Source organism: Microbulbifer aggregans (genome assembly GCF_001750105.1).
Lineage (GTDB): Bacteria > Pseudomonadota > Gammaproteobacteria > Pseudomonadales > Cellvibrionaceae > Microbulbifer > Microbulbifer aggregans.
In genome coordinates this window covers 2,941,922-2,958,306 of the sequence record NZ_CP014143.1, presented here as the reverse complement: position 1 = coordinate 2,958,306, position 16,385 = coordinate 2,941,922, and the positions used below count along the sequence as shown (strand labels likewise).

The 16,385-nt window shown below is 58.0% G+C and carries 15 protein-coding genes; 5 read left to right on the top strand and 10 right to left on the bottom strand.

From position 1 onward, the window contains the following. Positions 1–84 precede the first annotated feature (84 nt). Positions 85–1,020 carry a LysR family transcriptional regulator gene (locus tag AUP74_RS12890; protein WP_069947928.1) on the top strand — a complete coding sequence of 312 codons (936 nt, stop codon included), beginning with the start codon at positions 85–87 and terminating at the stop codon, positions 1,018–1,020. Positions 1,021–1,142: 122 nt separating this feature from the next. Here AUP74_RS12890 and AUP74_RS12885 read toward each other — a convergent pair whose 3' ends face one another. Further along, positions 1,143–2,261 carry a cyanophycinase gene (locus AUP74_RS12885; RefSeq protein ID WP_226999791.1) on the bottom strand — a complete coding sequence of 373 codons (1,119 nt, stop codon included), beginning with the start codon at positions 2,259–2,261 and terminating at the stop codon, positions 1,143–1,145. 359 nt (positions 2,262–2,620) lie between these two features. Here AUP74_RS12885 and AUP74_RS12880 point away from each other — a divergent pair, with 359 nt between their 5' ends. Continuing rightward, the gene (locus AUP74_RS12880; RefSeq protein WP_069947927.1) at positions 2,621–4,798 is read left to right on the top strand and encodes a malate synthase G; all 2,178 of its coding nucleotides are present in this window, start codon (positions 2,621–2,623) and stop codon (positions 4,796–4,798) included. Positions 4,799–4,801: 3 nt separating this feature from the next. Here AUP74_RS12880 and AUP74_RS12875 read toward each other — a convergent pair whose 3' ends face one another. The 7 genes from AUP74_RS12875 to AUP74_RS12845 all read right to left on the bottom strand — a co-directional run bounded on the left by AUP74_RS12875 (position 4,802) and on the right by AUP74_RS12845 (position 10,974). Then, positions 4,802–5,323: a DUF7931 domain-containing protein gene (locus AUP74_RS12875; protein ID WP_069947926.1), complete on the bottom strand. Its 522-nt coding sequence runs from the start codon at positions 5,321–5,323 to the stop codon at positions 4,802–4,804. Beyond that, positions 5,316–5,741 (bottom strand): GNAT family N-acetyltransferase, encoded by a 426-nt coding sequence (locus AUP74_RS12870; RefSeq protein ID WP_069947925.1) that lies wholly within the window; start codon positions 5,739–5,741, stop codon positions 5,316–5,318. Before AUP74_RS12870 ends, AUP74_RS12875 begins: the two co-directional genes overlap by 8 nt. 1 nt (position 5,742) lies before the next feature. Then, entirely contained in the window at positions 5,743–6,897 is a 1,155-nt protein-coding gene (locus AUP74_RS12865; RefSeq protein ID WP_069947924.1) for a cupin domain-containing protein, read from the bottom strand. 165 nt (positions 6,898–7,062) lie between these two features. Continuing rightward, positions 7,063–8,436, bottom strand: coding sequence for an adenylosuccinate lyase (gene purB, locus AUP74_RS12860; protein WP_069947923.1), 1,374 nt, complete (start codon positions 8,434–8,436; stop codon positions 7,063–7,065). Positions 8,437–8,452: 16 nt separating this feature from the next. Beyond that, on the bottom strand, positions 8,453–9,088 hold the full coding sequence (gene hflD / locus AUP74_RS12855) for a high frequency lysogenization protein HflD (protein WP_083260975.1): 636 nt from the start codon (positions 9,086–9,088) through the stop codon (positions 8,453–8,455). A gap of 40 nt (positions 9,089–9,128) precedes the next feature. Then, positions 9,129–10,259 carry a tRNA 2-thiouridine(34) synthase MnmA gene (mnmA, locus tag AUP74_RS12850; RefSeq protein ID WP_069947922.1) on the bottom strand — a complete coding sequence of 377 codons (1,131 nt, stop codon included), beginning with the start codon at positions 10,257–10,259 and terminating at the stop codon, positions 9,129–9,131. A 118-nt stretch (positions 10,260–10,377) separates the two neighbouring features. Beyond that, positions 10,378–10,974 carry an rRNA large subunit pseudouridine synthase E gene (locus AUP74_RS12845; RefSeq protein WP_069948883.1) on the bottom strand — a complete coding sequence of 199 codons (597 nt, stop codon included), beginning with the start codon at positions 10,972–10,974 and terminating at the stop codon, positions 10,378–10,380. A gap of 217 nt (positions 10,975–11,191) precedes the next feature. Here AUP74_RS12845 and icd point away from each other — a divergent pair, with 217 nt between their 5' ends. Beyond that, entirely contained in the window at positions 11,192–12,442 is a 1,251-nt protein-coding gene (icd, locus tag AUP74_RS12840; RefSeq protein WP_069947921.1) for an NADP-dependent isocitrate dehydrogenase, read from the top strand. A 238-nt stretch (positions 12,443–12,680) separates the two neighbouring features. On the opposite strand, the gene cspD is transcribed toward icd, so the two are convergent. Then, positions 12,681–12,965: a cold shock domain-containing protein CspD gene (cspD, locus tag AUP74_RS12835; RefSeq protein ID WP_069947920.1), complete on the bottom strand. Its 285-nt coding sequence runs from the start codon at positions 12,963–12,965 to the stop codon at positions 12,681–12,683. A 298-nt stretch (positions 12,966–13,263) separates the two neighbouring features. Between cspD and clpS the strand changes: the two genes are divergently transcribed. Next, positions 13,264–13,641: an ATP-dependent Clp protease adapter ClpS gene (clpS, locus tag AUP74_RS12830; protein ID WP_069947919.1), complete on the top strand. Its 378-nt coding sequence runs from the start codon at positions 13,264–13,266 to the stop codon at positions 13,639–13,641. Between the two features lie 111 nt (positions 13,642–13,752). After that, entirely contained in the window at positions 13,753–16,035 is a 2,283-nt protein-coding gene (gene clpA / locus AUP74_RS12825; protein WP_069947918.1) for an ATP-dependent Clp protease ATP-binding subunit ClpA, read from the top strand. A gap of 113 nt (positions 16,036–16,148) precedes the next feature. Here the strand turns inward: clpA and infA are convergent, their stop codons facing one another. Beyond that, positions 16,149–16,367: a translation initiation factor IF-1 gene (gene infA / locus AUP74_RS12820; protein WP_067081888.1), complete on the bottom strand. Its 219-nt coding sequence runs from the start codon at positions 16,365–16,367 to the stop codon at positions 16,149–16,151. Positions 16,368–16,385: the final 18 nt, after the last annotated feature.

Genomic DNA, 16,385 nt, shown 5'->3' with positions numbered 1-16,385 from the left:
TTATGTGTTGAGTATCCTAGTGCCAGTGGCATAATTTGGCTAATTTATTGCCATTATTTTCACTATCAGTTCGACGAATAAGCCATGAATCTGGAAAGAGCCGACCTCAACCTCCTTGTCTACCTGGATGTGCTTCTCCGTGAGCGCAACGTGACCCGGGCCGCTAACTATCTGGGGTTATCCCAGCCCGCCATGAGCAACGGGCTCAAGCGCCTCCGAGAGCTGTTTGATGACCCCCTGCTGGTGCGCACCCGTGAGGGCATGATGCCCACGGAGCGCGCTATGGAACTGCAGCCGATGGTGCGCGAGGCCCTGGCTTCGATCGATCGAGTGATCCAGCCAAACCGGGACTTCAAGCCTGCAGAAACCCGCCGCACTTTCCGCATCATGGCCAGTGACTATGCGGAATCGACCCTGATCCCGGCCCTGCTGAAACAGCTGCGGGAGCAGGCACCGGGGATTAGTCTCGACATTATGACCCCCAGCGATGTCAGCTTCGTCGATGTGGAGCAGGGCAAAGTGGATATGGTGATCAACCGCTTTGACAGCATGCCGCAGAGCTTCCATCAGGCAACCGTGTGGCGGGACAGCTTTTCCTGTGTAATGCGCGCAGATAACCCAATTCTCAATGACTACAGTCTCACCAGCTATTTGCGTGCTCAGCACATCTGGGTCAGCAAAACGGGCATGGGCGTCGGCGTGGGCGTAAATCCTGAGGACGTGCAGCGCCTGGGGTGGGTCGATGAAGCAATTGGTAGGCTGGGCGAAAAGCGCGATATCTCGGTTTTTACCCGTCACTATCAGGTGGCCATGCTGTTAGCAGAGCAGAGCGACCTGATCGTCACTGTGCCGACACGCCTGGCTCAGCTGGCCGAGGGCAATGCCCGCATCGTACGGCGCGACCCACCATTGGAAATTCCACCGCTGGAACTGAAGATGGCGTGGAGCCCGTTACTCCAGCAGAGCGCGCCTCACCGCTGGTTGCGCCGGCTGATCCTGGATATCGGGCGCCAGCTTTGATTGAGGGCGGTCAGCTCAGGTTGACCCTTAAGGGTCAGAACTGCCGAGGCACGAAAGCGGGGCCAGATGAAACGGCCCCGCCTGTTTCCGGTTGGACGCAATCGCGCTCGCGATGTGGCTGATCAGCAACCGGTCTGGCAATTTAATCCGTCGTACCCGGAAGTTGTATACCAGTTGCTGCTGCTCCCGCCGGAGCCGCTCCAGGCACCGAGGTCAAAGTTTCCATTCCCGTTATTGTCGCCCTGAATCTTGTAAACGGATACAGCTTGACCACCGTTATCCCAGATGAGGGGTGCGCCGGCAGTGATCTGCTCGGGGAAACTGATTGGGCGCATGAAATAGGCTGCACCTTCTCCGTATACGGTCGCCACACCGCTGGCGTCGATGGCCAGCAATGTGGCTTCTTCCAGGCCGATTGCCCGCGCGTTTAGAGTGCCGCGGTCCTGAGCGCTTCGGGCGAGGAAGCCGAAGGTGCGGCCATGACGGGTCTCAGAACTTCGGCCTTTACCGCTGACTCGATCCAGATGACTGTCTGTGATCACGTCGTCCAGCTGGGGATGGAGGAGAAAATCGCCATGGTTAATATCCTGAGTATTTGAATGGTAGGGATCGTCGAGAATCTCACGAGATAGCACACCGAGATTGGCCGGCGCATAGTAGGATTGGCCGAGGATCGCGAGTCCGGCGCTGGTTCCGGCAATTGGTGCTCGCTTTACATTCAGGTGATCGTTGAGTGCGTCTTCCACTGGGGTGTTTTTCCAGAAGTCCTCGTACTCATTCTGGTCACCGCCGGCGATAAAAATGATTTCGGCATTTTGGATATAGGAGATAACTACAGGGTCACTGGCTGCGCTAGTGCCATCAACAGAGAGCTCTGCGGCCGAGCCCAGCTCCGATCCGAAGGTGCTGCACATCCAGTCCGCCTGCCCACCGGTGCCGCCAGTACGCAGCACCAGGTAGTCTCCCCCGGGGGCGTGGCTCACCAGCCACTGGGTAGCCGCTTCTTCACCATTGGCGTTGGCCTCGGCGCCACCGATAAGGAGCGAAGCCTGAGCGGTACTGACACTATTGGTGGCTGTGCCGCAGGCCTGATAGTACTCGTAGCTGCTGCCGCCGCCATTTCCGCCTCCGCCACCACCATTACCATTGCCTCCGCCACCCTCGGGCGGCTTGGCAGTAACCTGGGTTGCCAGTAGTGCGGCCGTGAGGGCCGTCATTAAACGCGACTTGGTGAGTTTCATTGGGATGCCTTTTGATTGCTTATTATTAAGCGGTTCATTCCCGTCCTTGCACACCGGGAATACCGCGTCTCGAGGCCCCAGCAACCCCTCTGCCATAACCGCCACTTCGGTACCTCAGCAGGGCCCGGCATCCAAGCTAGCATACGGCTGGAGCGTGGCTAGCCGGTGATGCAAATTCGATAGATCGCGCGGAATGCGGGAGAAGCGGCCAAATTTTTTGCGCGCCTACATGTCGAAATAAGTCAATATTGCTCAAGTGAATGGCGGGAATTGCGCCTATAAATTGGTGTTATGCTCTGGCGACTGTTTAAAATCCCGGGAATGAAATATCGATAACCTATTCAGCAAGAGGCTTGGATATGACGGAGCGAGTCCAAATCGGAAAACTGCAGGTGGCGAAGGTACTGCAGGAACTGGTCAACGAGGAGATCATCCCCGGTACCGGTGTGAACGCCGAGCATTTCTGGGCCGAACTGGAGAAGATCATCACTGAACTGGCCCCCATCAACCGCCAGCTGCTTGAAAAGCGGGACCAGATTCAAGCCCATATCGACCAGTGGCACCGGGAGAATCCGGGCGTTTTCCGGGATCTTGACCGCTATAAGTCCTTTCTACAAGAGATTGGCTATCTGCTCGACGAACCGGCTGACTTCAAAGTGACCACAGAAAACGTTGATGAGGAAGTCGCCACCATGGCTGGTCCCCAGCTGGTGGTTCCGGTCATGAATGCCCGCTATGCACTGAACGCGGCCAATGCCCGCTGGGGCAGTCTTTACGATGCCCTCTATGGTACCGATGTGATTAGCGAAGAGGGCGGCGCTGAAAAGGGTGCCGGCTACAACCCGGCCCGTGGAGTCAAGGTGATTGCCTTTGGGCGCGAATTCCTCGATCAGGCGGCGCCCCTGACTCAGGGTAGTCATGCTGATGCGGTGGAATACCGGGTCAATGGCCATCTGGTGGAGGTGCAATTATCTAACGGCAAGATTGCCACCCTGAAAAGCCGTGGACAGTTCCTCGGTTTCCGTGGTGATAACTGCAATCCGGAAGCGATTCTGCTGCAGAGTAATGGTCTGCGCTTCGAGATCCAGATTGACCGCGAAAGTCCCATCGGCAAGACCGACAGTGCCGGCATCAAGGACATCCTGATGGAGGCCGCCCTGACCACCATCATGGATTGTGAAGACTCCGTAGCCGCGGTGGATGCGGAGGACAAGGTCCTGGTTTACCGCAACTGGCTTGGCCTGATGAAGGGCGATCTTGAGGAGGCCATTGAGAAGGGGGGTAAAACCCAGGTTCGCAAACTGAATCCCGATCGGACCTATACCGATCGCGACGGCGAACCCCTGACGCTTCCGGGGCGAAGCCTGATGTTTGTCCGCAATGTTGGCCACCTGATGACCAATGAGGCGATCCTGGATGCCGAGGGTAACGAAGTCCCAGAAGGCATTCTTGACGGCATGATCACCAGCCTGATTGCCCTGCATGATTTACGTGGAAATGGTCCGACCAGTAATTCCCGTCGCGGCAGCGTCTATATCGTGAAACCGAAGATGCACGGCCCGGAGGAGGTTGCATTTGCGAACACCCTGTTCGATTGCATCGAGGATGCGCTGGGGATCGACCGCAATACCCTTAAGATGGGCATCATGGACGAGGAGCGTCGCACCACGGTAAACCTCAAGGGCTGTATAGCGGCGGCAAAAGAGCGGGTTGTATTCATCAATACCGGATTCCTCGATCGCACGGGTGATGAGATCCACACTTCCATGCTGGCGGGACCGATGATTCGCAAGGGCGAGATGAAACAGTCTGCCTGGATCAGTGCCTATGAGGACTGGAACGTGGATGTGGGCCTGGCCTCAGGCCTCCAGGGCCGGGCGCAGATCGGCAAGGGCATGTGGCCTATGCCGGACCGGATGGCCGACATGATGGAGGCAAAGATCGGCCACCCGCAGTCCGGCGCCAACACGGCCTGGGTGCCGTCACCGACTGCCGCAACCTTGCACGCACTGCATTATCACCAGGTGAATGTGTCCGAGCGTCAGCAAGAATTGGCCAAGCGTGAGCCGGCGCAACTGGATGACATCCTGACGATCCCGGTAGCCGATAAGCCCGAGTGGACGGCCGAAGAGATCCAGCGGGAACTGGACAACAATGCTCAGGGAATCCTCGGTTACGTAGTGCGCTGGGTGGAGCAGGGCGTTGGTTGCTCTAAAGTGCCGGATATCAACGATGTCGGCTTGATGGAGGACAGAGCCACACTGCGGATTTCGTCACAGCACATCGCCAACTGGCTCCAGCACGGCATCGTCTCCCGTGAACAGGTGATGGAAACCATGCAACGTATGGCCGCAGTGGTAGATCGTCAGAATGCCGGCGATTCGTCATACCGCGATATGTCAGCCAATTTCGATGACAGCATCGCTTTTCAGGCCGCTTGTGAGTTGGTCTTCGAGGGAACAGTACAGCCCAACGGCTATACGGAACCGGTTCTCCACCGTCGCCGGCGGGAATTCAAGGCCAGGCAGGCAGGTTGAGTCTCAGACAACCAGTTGACGCAGGCTGGCGTCTCGCACTGCGAGGGGCCAGTCTTGCTCGAATGCTTCCCGCAATCGCTGGCAGCGCACCCGATCAGCAGGACAGTAAACGCCAAGCCATTGCTCCCGATCTTCCCGCAACAGGGATCTCGCATCATCGCCGACAACAAACTCGGTGTCTGGCGTATCCACCGTTGGCTGGAGTTTCTTCAGCTCAATCCGCGAAGGCAGGCGTTGTAGCAGTGCCAACAGCCTGTGATGGCGCTGCAACATGGGGTCGCTGTCGCGGATGAGAATGCGCACACGGGCATAGGGGCTACGTCGGGCGAATGCGGACAGTGCCTCTACAACATCTTCCCGGTGATAGAGCTCCCTCTCCAGATGATTCGAGAACAGGCAGACTTCGCGCCGGGAATTCCGGCATAGATCGATCAGTGCCAGTGCGAACGCCTCGGCATCCTGTAGCGCAATGCGCTCTGGATCTTCCGCTGTGGTAAAACCAGTCTCGTGCCCGCTCTCAATCAAAGCTTCGCTCCATTTTGATATGAGGAATGTCTGCTTCCTCGAACTCTCCGCCGACGGGCTGAAAACCGGATTTGGCGTAGAAGTCCTGTGCATGACACTGGGCGTGGAGGAACACATGGTGCAGCCCCCGGCTTCGCGCATAGTTGCAAATTGCTTCCAGCAGGCGCAGCCCGAGACCCCTACCCCGAAAGGCGGGTAGCACAGCCATGCGGCCTATTTTTCCTTTGCTGGTAAGACGGCCAGTGGCGACCGGCTCACCTTCGAGCCGCACGAGAAAGTGAGCTGCACTCGTCTCCTGATCATCCCACTCGATCGCGGGGTCGACCTTCTGCTCGCGGATAAATACGGTCTCTCGAACCATGCGAATGGCATCCAGGTCCCGATCCCAGTCCGCCACCGCAATTTCGAACTCCGCCATCTCAGAAATCCTCCGGGGGGTAAATCAGGGTTCCCTGGGCCACCAGCGTGTCGATCAAACCACTTTCGCGGGCAATCTCCGGGTAATCGTCCAGATCCTGGGCGCTGATCGTTCGTGCCGCACAGAACTGCACGGCGAAACCTTCATCAACCGGCAGGGCCTCGCCATCAACAAAAAGGGTACCGGGTTCCCGCGAAAAGGCGCAACGGGAGGCTGGGTTGAGCATCAGCGTAGCCCCTTGCAGCAACTGCTCCCGCCAGTCTGCCGCATCACCCGCATCCATTGCCACAATGTCCGGATACTTTGCTTCCGTCATCACCGCACCAAACCACTGTGCGATCTGCAGCGGTTGTTCCAGCAAGGTTCGCAGCTGCTCTTGCAGGCGCCGCACCGCGGCGGGATCGATCTCAGCGGGGTTGTCTGCTCTTTCCAGCCCTGCGTCGGTATAGCGCAAGTGATCGGGGAGATGCAGGGCTACCTCTGCAGCGAGATCCTCAAGAATATGCTTTGCCGAAGGTGCGCGGAAACCGACGGAGATCGTTGTGCAGGGGCCTTCGGCGATACCCCAGTGGCTGTACTGTGGCGGCAGGTAGAGCATATCGCCGGGCTCAAGGAGCCAGCTGTTCTCGGGCTCGAACTCCTTGAGGATGTTCAGTGGGGTGCCTTCGAGCCTGGGACTGGAATCGGTAGCTTTCGGCCCCTGGTGCCAGAGTCTTTTGCCTTCGGCCTGCAGCAGGAAGACGTCGTAGTAATCGAAATGGGGGCCGACGCTTCCGCCGTCCGCTGCGTAGCTGATCATCACATCATCGAGTCGCCACTCCGGAAGAAAGCGGAAGCGGCGTTTGAGATCCGCGATCTCCGACACCCATTGATCGACCGCCTGTACCAGCAAGGTCCAGTGAGATCGTGGCAGGGCGAGGAAATCCTCCTCCGTAAAAGGCCCCTGGCGTAGCTCCCAGGGCCCATCTTCACCATGCTCCAGTACAAGCCGGGACTCTATGGCTTCCTCCAGCGCCATACCCGCCAGCTCCTCTCCGGAGAGTGGGGATACAAAGCCAGGGAAAGCGTTGCGAATGAGCAGGGGTTTCTTCTGCCAGTAGTCTTTCAGGAAGACCTCGACCGGCATTTCTCCCAGATGGGTGAGTGCTGTATCCATGGTTGCTGTGACTGCCAATATGCCTGGATTGATACGAGTCGCCGTCATGCCGCTCGGGGCATCTGGAAATCGACGGGAACCAACGATGCCTGCAGTAAAGCACTAACGACATCGGTAGGAAAGGGCGGGAATTGGCGGCGCCAGTGATGGCGCCGCCCGGAGACATTAGATGCGCTTTGCCTGTTCAACGGCATTGCCGATATAGGAGGCTGGGGTCAGCGCGTAAAGGTCCTTCTTGGCATCGTCGGGAATTTCCAGTCCGTCGATGAACGTTTTCAAAGTCTCCTGGGTGATACCCTGGCCCCGGGTCAGTGCCTTCAGCTTTTCGTAAGGCTCTTCAATGTTGTAACGACGCATCACGGTCTGGATCGGCTCGGCGAGGACCTCCCATGCGTTGTCCAGATCTTCTGCGAGACGGTCGAGATTGATCTCCAGCTTGCCGAGACCTTTGAGGGTCGCGGCATAGGCGATGACCGCGTAACCGGCGCCGACACCCATATTGCGCAAGACAGTGGAGTCAGTGAGGTCGCGCTGCCAGCGGGAGACCGGCAGTTTTGACGCCAGGTGCTGGAACACCGCGTTTGCCAGGCCCAGATTACCCTCGGAGTTTTCAAAATCGATGGGATTGACCTTGTGCGGCATGGTGGACGAGCCGACTTCGCCGGCAACGACCTTCTGCTTGAAGTATCCCAGTGAGATGTAACCCCAGATATCCCGGTCAAAATCGATCAGGATGGTATTGAAACGGGCGATGGCATCGAACAGTTCGGCGATGTAATCGTGCGGTTCGATCTGTGTGGTGTAGGGATTCCAGGTCAGGCCAAGGGAGGTGACGAACTCCTCGGCATTGGTGGCCCAATCGACCTCGGGATACGCGGAAAGGTGTGCGTTGTAGTTGCCGACCGCACCATTGATCTTGCCAAGCAGCTCGACATCGTGAATCTGCTTGATCTGGCGGCGCAGGCGAGCGACCACGTTGGCAAATTCTTTACCGACGGTGGTGGGGCTGGCTGTCTGGCCGTGGGTGCGGGACAGCATCGGAATCTCGGCAAACTTCTTCGCGAGGTCAGCGATCTCACTGATAATCTGGTTCATTGCCGGCAGTAGCACCTGGTCGCGACCGGCACGGAGCATCAGGGCATGGGACAGATTGTTGATGTCCTCCGAGGTGCAGGCAAAATGGATGAATTCGTTCACTGCTGCCAGCTGGGCATTTGCGCTGACTTTCTCCTTGAGGAAGTACTCCACAGCTTTCACATCGTGGTTGGTGGTGCGCTCGATCTCCTTGATGCGCGCCGCGTCCTCCACGGAAAACTTGGCCACAATATCGTCCAGGAGCTGACTGGCTTCGCCATCAAAAGCCGGCACTTCGGAAATTTCCGGATGCTTGGAGAGCTTTTGCAGCCAGCGCACTTCCACCTCGACGCGAGCGCGGATCAGGCCGTATTCGCTGAAAACCTCGCGCAGCGGAGCGGTCTTGCTCTCGTAACGGCCATCAATGGGTGAAACCGCGGTCAGGGCGGATAACTCGACTGTCATGGATGTTCTCCGAAAATCAGGTATTGGGTGATTCTAGTTGCGCGATGAGTTCTTCAGTCGCGGCGAGCAATTTCCTGCGCTGGAAGATCAGGTGCATGCGACTGCCCCCGAGCTGGCGCCAGAGCGTAGCGGCGCGGACGCCGGCAAAGAGCATGGTGCGGATCTGGTTGGCTATCCGCTGCTGCTGCAGATAGTTGAAGTCGCCGAGCACCTGGATTCGAAAACGGAAGGTACTGAGAGTGTCGCTGTAAATGGTAGCGAGGTTGGAGAACACATTCTCGTGGGTAAGAGAAAAGTGCTCCGCCTGTACCTTGGCCTTCTCCAGTCTTGAGCCGATGATCGACAGCAGGTCGCTTTTTTTACTGAGCTGCCGCTGCAGGTACAACAGCGACAGCACGTAACGCAGGCAATCCGTGTACTCCGGGTGGCGGCGGGTCTTGAGTAACTGCCTGGCGACTTTCAGGCCGGGCAGGACCTTTTCCGCCCCGCCGAAGACGTCTTCGGTCCGCTCCGGGCTCAGCTGGAATAAGCTGAACACAGCTGTTTCAAGCTCTTCCTGAGGGGCCGTTCCGGTCTTTGCCAGACGTTCCACCATCACCGCCGACTGGAATACGGCCGCCAGCGCCAGCGCCTGTTCCCGCCACTTGCTCAAGTTCACTCCTTAACTTTTCAGCAATATCACGTATTGCTTTCTAGCGATTCACATCGACACCGATACCGGTGGCGCGCTCAATCACGGCACCACCGAGACAAATTTCACCATCGTAAAGCACCAGTGACTGGCCGGGGGTGATGGCGCGCTGTGGTTGATCAAAGTGGACGGTCAGGCTGCCGTTGGTTTCCACCTTCACCTGGCAGTCCTGATCCGGCTGGCGGTAGCGGGTCTTTGCCCGTGCCCGGAACTGCGGTGCCGGGGCAGCGCCATTGATCCAGTGGGTCTGGCTCGCCTCGAGGCCCGTCGCGTAGAGCAGGGGATGGTGAGCGCCCTGAGCCACGATGAGCACATTACGATCCAGGTCCTTGCCAACCACATACCAGGGCGCGTCGCCCGCACCTTTCACGCCGCCGATACCGAGACCCTGGCGTTGCCCGATGGTGTGGTACATCAGTCCGGCATGACGACCCATGCTTTTCCCTTCCGGGGTCTCGATTTCACCGGGCTGAGCCGGCAGATACTGTTCAAGGAAATCCTTAAAACGGCGTTCACCGATAAAGCAGATACCGGTGCTGTCTTTCTTGTCGTGGGTGATGAACCCGTTTTCCTCCGCGATACGGCGCACTTCCGGCTTTTCAAGCTCGCCGAGAGGGAAGAGGGACCGGGCAAACTCCGCTTCGCCCACGGCATGCAGGAAATAGCTCTGGTCCTTGTTGTTGTCGAGGCCCTTCAGCAGGTACGTTCGCCCGTCGATGTCCTTGCGGCGCGCATAATGGCCCGTGGCGATCAGGTCAGCACCGAGCATTTCTGCATACTCGAGGAAAACCTTGAACTTGATCTCCCGGTTGCAGAGGATATCGGGGTTGGGTGTACGGCCGGCCTTGTACTCCGCCAGAAAATACTCGAAGACATGATCCCAGTATTCCGCGGCAAAATTTGCCGTGTGCAGCTTGATCCCGAGGCGCTTGCAGACCGCTTCGGCATCCGCCAGGTCGGCCTTGGCGGTGCAATATTCAGTGCCGTCGTCCTCGTCCCAGTTCTTCATGAACAGCCCCTCCACCTCATAACCCTGCTGGATCAGCAACAGGGCCGCTACGGAGGAATCCACACCGCCGGACATGCCGACGATGACGCGTTTTTTCGGGGTGGAGGTATTGGTCGCTGACATAAAGAGAGTCAATCGGGGTCGGTACAACTATAAAAATGGGGCGCAATTTTACCTGCGAATTCCGTCCGGTACCAACTATCCAGCCATGATGGGGCGTAAATTCCAGTTTTCAGCCTAGTTAGCGGTGGCGAGTTCGTCGCCGCACGTTGCTCCTCCTGCCAGCCTCTGGGGCTGCATGAACCTCGGTGACTGAGAATTCACCCGGTCTCAGTTCCCCCAGGCGCCAGCTGCCAATGGCCACCCGTATCAGCCGCAGGGTAGGGAACCCCACAGCTGCAGACATGCGGCGCACCTGCCGGTTGCGGCCTTCCGTGATGGTTAGCTGAAGCCAGGAAGTGGGGATATTCTTTCGCTCGCGAACGGGTGGCGTGCGTGGCCAGACGGACGGAGATGGAAGCCTGCTCGCCTTGGCTGGCGCGGTCAGGCCATCCTTGAGCACCACACCCTGACGCAGCTTGCCAAGCGCCTCTTCCGTGACCCGCCCCTCCACTTGCACCCAGTAGCTTTTCGGCAGCTTTTTGTGGGGATGGCTAATCTGGTGCTGGAGGCGCCCGTCATCCGTGAGAAGGAGCAGGCCCTCCGAGTCAAAGTCGAGCCTCCCCGCTGGATAAACCCCGGGGACGTCGACGAGGTCCGCGAGGGTAGGCCTCCCATTGTTGTCCGTAAATTGACTTAACACGCCATAGGGCTTGTTGAGGAGGATGAGCTTGCTCAAATACTGCTCCAAGTTGTGACATCAATCGTCATAAATTGCTTGTGTCGGGCGGCATTTAACGCGGCGTCCGGTGCTAAGGCATTGTAATTCAACTACAAAAACGGGTGGATGCTGTTATAATCCCGCCGTTTTTTCCATCCCGCCCCCGTAGGGTCAGGGGAAAAGGGTAAGCAACACCCGACCTAAAAAGTCACAGAGTTTTGGGAGTTTAAGCAATATGGGTCATATCCAGGTGCCGGCAGACGGCCAGAAAGTCACAGTCAATTCCGACGGTTCGCTGACCGTTCCGAATCGTCCCATCGTTCCGTTCATTGAAGGTGACGGTATCGGCGTGGATATCACCCCGGTAATGCGCAAGGTGATCGACGCTGCAGTAGAGAAAGCGTTCGGTGGCGAGAAAGCCATCTCCTGGATGGAAGTTTACTGCGGTGAAAAAGCTGCAGAAACCTATGCTGGCGACTGGTTCCCCGCTGAAACTCTCGAAGCGCTGAAAGAGTACTCCGTGGGCATCAAGGGCCCGCTGACGACTCCGGTTGGCGGCGGCTTCCGTTCCCTGAACGTAGCCCTGCGCCAGGAGCTGGACCTGTATGTCTGCCAGCGTCCGGTTCGCTGGTTCACCGGTGTTCCTTCTCCGGTCAAGGAGCCGAACAAGGTAGACATGGTGATCTTCCGCGAGAACTCCGAAGACATCTATGCCGGTATCGAATGGAAGGCTGGCACCGAAGAAGCGACCAAAGTCATCAAGTTCCTGCAGGACGAGATGGGCGTTAAGAAAATCCGCTTCCCGGAGAACTGCGGTATCGGTGTAAAGCCGGTTTCCGAAGAGGGCACCAAGCGCCTGGTGCGCAAGGCTCTGCAGTACACCATCGATCAGGACCGCGACTCGCTGACCCTGGTGCACAAGGGCAACATCATGAAGTTCACCGAAGGCGCATTCGCCGACTGGGGTTATGAGCTGGCTCGCGAAGAGTTTGGCGCCCAGCCGATTGATGGCGGCCCCTGGTGCAGCTTCAAGAACCCGAAAACTGGCAAAGAAATCGTTGTGAAAGACGTAATTGCCGACGCCATGCTGCAGCAGATCCTGCTGCGTCCGGCGGAATACGACGTGATCGCCACCCTGAACCTGAACGGCGACTACCTGTCTGACGCCCTGGCGGCCCAGGTCGGTGGTATCGGTATTGCTCCGGGTGCAAACCTGTCTGACGAGGTTGCGCTGTTCGAGGCGACTCACGGTACTGCACCGAAGTACGCTGGTCAGGACAAGGTAAACCCGGGCTCCCTGATCCTGTCCGCCGAGATGATGCTGCGCCACCTGGGCTGGAACGAGGCTGCAGACCTGGTGGTCAAGGGTATGGAAGGTGCTATTGAAGCCAAGACCGTAACCTACGACTTCGAGCGCCTGATGGATGGTGCAGACCTGAAATCCTGCTCTGAGTTCGGTGACGAAGTCATCAAGCACATGGCCTGACGACCAGCAGCGGAGGGGTTGCCCCCTCCGAAGCAACAAAAAAGGCCCCGCAATTGCGGGGCCTTTTTTTATGTCTGGCGCCTGGCTGAGCTTGCTACAGCGCATTAACAACCAGATTGGTATTGGCCTCCATTCTCCAGGCACAACTCGCCTGCAGGCAGCTGTGCCCTGGGCCGAGCGGCTAGAAGAGGGCCGGGTGAGCGGGGCAGTGGCGCCCGATCAGGGTATGGTGTCGGCGTCAGTCCAGGGCCTCGGCTTCGCGCACCCGCCGCGATTCCGCCTGCTCGGCATCGGAAGCGCCGGCATCAGCAGTTTCGGACGTGCCGACACTGATATTGGCTGCGTGGTAGCCCTTGTCGCCTTTGATGATGTCGAAGGAGACCTGCTGGCCAGCCTTCAGCGTACGGTAACCTTCCATCTGGATAGCCGAGTAATGGGCAAAAAGATCCTCTCCCCCCTCATCGGCCAGGATGAACCCATATCCCTTGGCGTTATTGAACCACTTGACGGTACCGGTAGGCATGGCGAATTCCCTCTAATTGCCGGGGCGACTGCAGGCCGCCTTACAGAGTCTGCTTTTATAGTTATCGGTTCAGGCCCCTCGACTGCTTTCCTGCCCGCGAGGCACCCCAATAGATGCGTACAACCCTCTTGTAGCCAAGTGCTGCGGGAATGTCAAGCTGCGCGCCGCGACCCTGTGCAGCAGGGCAAATGAGGTTACAATGGGCGCCCGCAGCACAGCTGCCCCCCTTTAGGAGGTGGGGATCGGTCCGCTGCGAGCATTGCACAGCACTTCCGGCAATTCTCGATTGAGTTTCACTATGGGTATATCTCTGGCCATTAAACTACACTCCGACGGATCCGATGAGGACTCCTACTCGTATGAGATGGACGGCGACCTGGCCCTCGAGGAGGCGGCTCCAAAACTGAAGCCGCCCCCCATGTATAAGGTCGTCATGCTTAATGACGACTACACGCCAATGGATTTTGTCGTGGAGGCTCTCGAGACCTTCTTCAGTGTGACGCGAGAGCGCGCCACTCAGCTAATGTTGCAGGTGCATACACAGGGAAAAGCCATCTGTGGTGTCTATACTCGAGATATAGCGGAAACAAAGGCCGCGCAGGTCAATCAATTCGCCAGAGAGCACCAGCACCCCTTGCTGTGTGAAATCGAAGCGGACGACAGTGAGGACGATTGACTCCAGGGTCCCGTCGCCTGAAAGGATTCAGGCACACGCAAGACGCCGTCATCCGGCGCGCGCCCAAGTGGAACTGACGGGTGATTTTGGCGAATACGGTTTGAGGTTCAGATGCTCAGCAAGGATTTAGAGGTAACGCTCAATCTGGCGTTCAAGGGCGCTCGTGCAAAGCGCCATGAGTTCATGACCGTGGAGCACCTGCTGCTGGCACTCTTGGATAATGAATCTGCCGCAGATGTATTGCACGCTTGTGGCGCAGACCTCAGCGCACTACGCCGGGAACTCCTCGAGTTTGTCGACTCCACCACACCCCTGATACCTGAGGCCGATACAGAGCGCGAGACACAGCCAACTCTGGGCTTCCAGCGCGTCCTGCAGCGTGCCGTATTTCATGTGCAATCCTCGGGCAAGAAAGAAGTGACCGGTGCAAATGTACTGGTGGCTATTTTCTGTGAGCAGGAAAGCCAGGCTGTTTACTATCTGAAACAGCAGAGTGTGGCCCGTATCGATGTAGTGAATTACATCACCCACGGGATTTCCCGCGTGGGATCCAGTGGAAACAATCACCACAATCCCGAGCCATCGCCCGAGCAGACGGAAGAAGAGATCGGCCCCGGGGCAGAACCGGGAGGTTCTGACCCGCTGGAAAGTTACGCTACCAACCTCAATCAGGAGGCGATCCTTGGCAGGATCGACCCCCTTGTCGGACGCGCCCCGGAGGTAGAGCGGGTTACCCAGGTACTGGCCCGCCGCCGCAAGAACAACCCGCTGCTTGTGGGGGAGTCCGGCGTCGGCAAAACAGCCATTGCCGAGGGCCTGGCGCGCCGCATCGTCGATGAGGATGTGCCAGAGCCCCTGCGGCAGAGCACCATTTACTCCCTTGACCTTGGCTCCCTTCTCGCAGGAACCAAGTACCGCGGTGATTTTGAGAAGCGCTTCAAGGCATTACTCGCAGAGCTGAAGAAGCGCGAGCACGCCGTTCTTTTCATCGATGAAATCCACACCATCATTGGTGCCGGTGCCGCTTCCGGTGGCGTCATGGACGCCTCAAACCTGCTCAAGCCCCTGCTTTCCAGCGGACAACTGCGCTGTATCGGGTCGACGACATTTACCGAGTATCGCGGCATCTTCGAGAAAGACCGGGCCCTGTCGCGGCGCTTCCAGAAAATCGATGTCAATGAGCCAAGCATCGAAGAAACCGTGCAGATCCTGCAGGGCCTGAAGGCCTGCTTCGAAGATCACCACAAGGTGCGCTATACGGATGCGGCGCTGGAGGCGGCTGCACAGCTATCCAGTCGCCACATTACTGAGCGATTCCTGCCCGATAAGGCCATCGATGTGATTGATGAGGCGGGTGCCTACCAGGCTCTGCTCGCCCCAGAGGATCGAAATGATCTGATTGGTGTGCACGAAATTGAAACCGTGATCGCCAAAATGGCCCGCATCCCGGCCAAGAGCGTTTCAGCCTCCGACAAGGAGCAGCTGGCAAAACTTGAAGATAACCTCCGCATGGTGGTGTTCGGTCAGGATAACGCCATCGGCGCCCTCAGCACGGCGATCAAATTGAGCCGGGCCGGACTTGGGTCAGAGGAGAAACCCATCGGTTCATTCCTGTTTGCCGGCCCCACGGGTGTCGGTAAGACAGAACTCTGTCGTCAGCTGGCGAAAGTCATGGGAATCGAGCTGATCCGCTTCGATATGTCGGAGTACATGGAGCGGCACACAGTTTCGCGCCTGATCGGTGCGCCTCCGGGTTATGTGGGCTTCGACCAGGGTGGCCTGCTGACTGACGCAGTCACCAAGCACCCGCACAGCGTAGTGCTCCTGGACGAAATCGAAAAAGCACACCCGGAAGTGTTCAACCTGCTGCTGCAGGTCATGGATCACGGCACGCTGACGGACAACAACGGCCGCAAAGCGGACTTCCGCAACGTGATTCTGATCATGACCACCAACGCCGGCGCAGAGCTGATGAGTCGGCGCTCCATCGGCTTCACCAGCCAGGATCACTCCTCCGATGGCATGGAGGAAATCAAGAAAATGTTTACACCCGAGTTCCGTAACCGCCTGGATAGCATCATCCAGTTTGGCGCCCTGGACCTTGATGTGGTCAAGACGGTGGTCGACAAATTCGTGGTGGAGCTGCAGTCGCAGCTTGATGATGCCCGGGTGACCCTCGATGTGGATGACGAGGCCCGCGAATGGCTCGCCGTACACGGATACGATGAGAAGATGGGTGCCCGCCCCATGGCCCGCCTGATCAGGGACAGGCTGCGTAAGCCCCTGGCAGAAGCGGTACTGTTCGGTGAACTGGCAGAGGAGGGGGGCCGGGTAGAGGTGTCGGTGGAAAATGACGAGCTGGTGATTCGCACGGCCGTTACCGCCAGCGCCTGATCCTCGTCGGCCCCGGGGCCAAAACCCCCTCGGGCCAGAACGAAAAAAGCCACCTTCAAGGTGGCTTTTTTGCGTTCCGGTCTTCCCCGGGGAGCGGGGTGACCGGATGCCGATTAGCGGGCGCGGTAGGTGATACGTCCCTTGGTCAGATCGTAGGGAGTCAGCTCTACCTTTACCTTGTCGCCAGTCAGGATACGAATGTAGTTTTTGCGCATCTTGCCTGAGATATGGGCGATGACCACGTGGCCGTTTTCCAGCTTCACGCGGAAAGTGGTGTTCGGCAGGGTGTCGATAACCTCGCCTTCCATTTCAATGTAATCGTCTTTTGCCATGCGGCAGTAACCTTTACC

Excerpts from the sequence above, each read along its gene's own strand:
- AUP74_RS12890 (WP_069947928.1), top strand. The coding sequence starts at position 85 with ATGAATCTGGAAAGAGCCGACCTCAACCTCCTTGTCTACCTGGATGTG.
- AUP74_RS12885 (WP_226999791.1), bottom strand. The coding sequence starts at position 2,261 with ATGAAACTCACCAAGTCGCGTTTAATGACGGCCCTCACGGCCGCACTA.
- AUP74_RS12880 (WP_069947927.1), top strand. The coding sequence starts at position 2,621 with ATGACGGAGCGAGTCCAAATCGGAAAACTGCAGGTGGCGAAGGTACTG.
- AUP74_RS12870 (WP_069947925.1), bottom strand. The coding sequence starts at position 5,741 with ATGGCGGAGTTCGAAATTGCGGTGGCGGACTGGGATCGGGACCTGGAT.
- AUP74_RS12865 (WP_069947924.1), bottom strand. The coding sequence starts at position 6,897 with ATGGATACAGCACTCACCCATCTGGGAGAAATGCCGGTCGAGGTCTTC.
- purB (WP_069947923.1), bottom strand. The coding sequence starts at position 8,436 with ATGACAGTCGAGTTATCCGCCCTGACCGCGGTTTCACCCATTGATGGC.
- mnmA (WP_069947922.1), bottom strand. The coding sequence starts at position 10,259 with ATGTCAGCGACCAATACCTCCACCCCGAAAAAACGCGTCATCGTCGGC.
- icd (WP_069947921.1), top strand. The coding sequence starts at position 11,192 with ATGGGTCATATCCAGGTGCCGGCAGACGGCCAGAAAGTCACAGTCAAT.
- cspD (WP_069947920.1), bottom strand. The coding sequence starts at position 12,965 with ATGCCTACCGGTACCGTCAAGTGGTTCAATAACGCCAAGGGATATGGG.
- clpS (WP_069947919.1), top strand. The coding sequence starts at position 13,264 with ATGGGTATATCTCTGGCCATTAAACTACACTCCGACGGATCCGATGAG.
- clpA (WP_069947918.1), top strand. The coding sequence starts at position 13,753 with ATGCTCAGCAAGGATTTAGAGGTAACGCTCAATCTGGCGTTCAAGGGC.
- infA (WP_067081888.1), bottom strand. The coding sequence starts at position 16,367 with ATGGCAAAAGACGATTACATTGAAATGGAAGGCGAGGTTATCGACACC.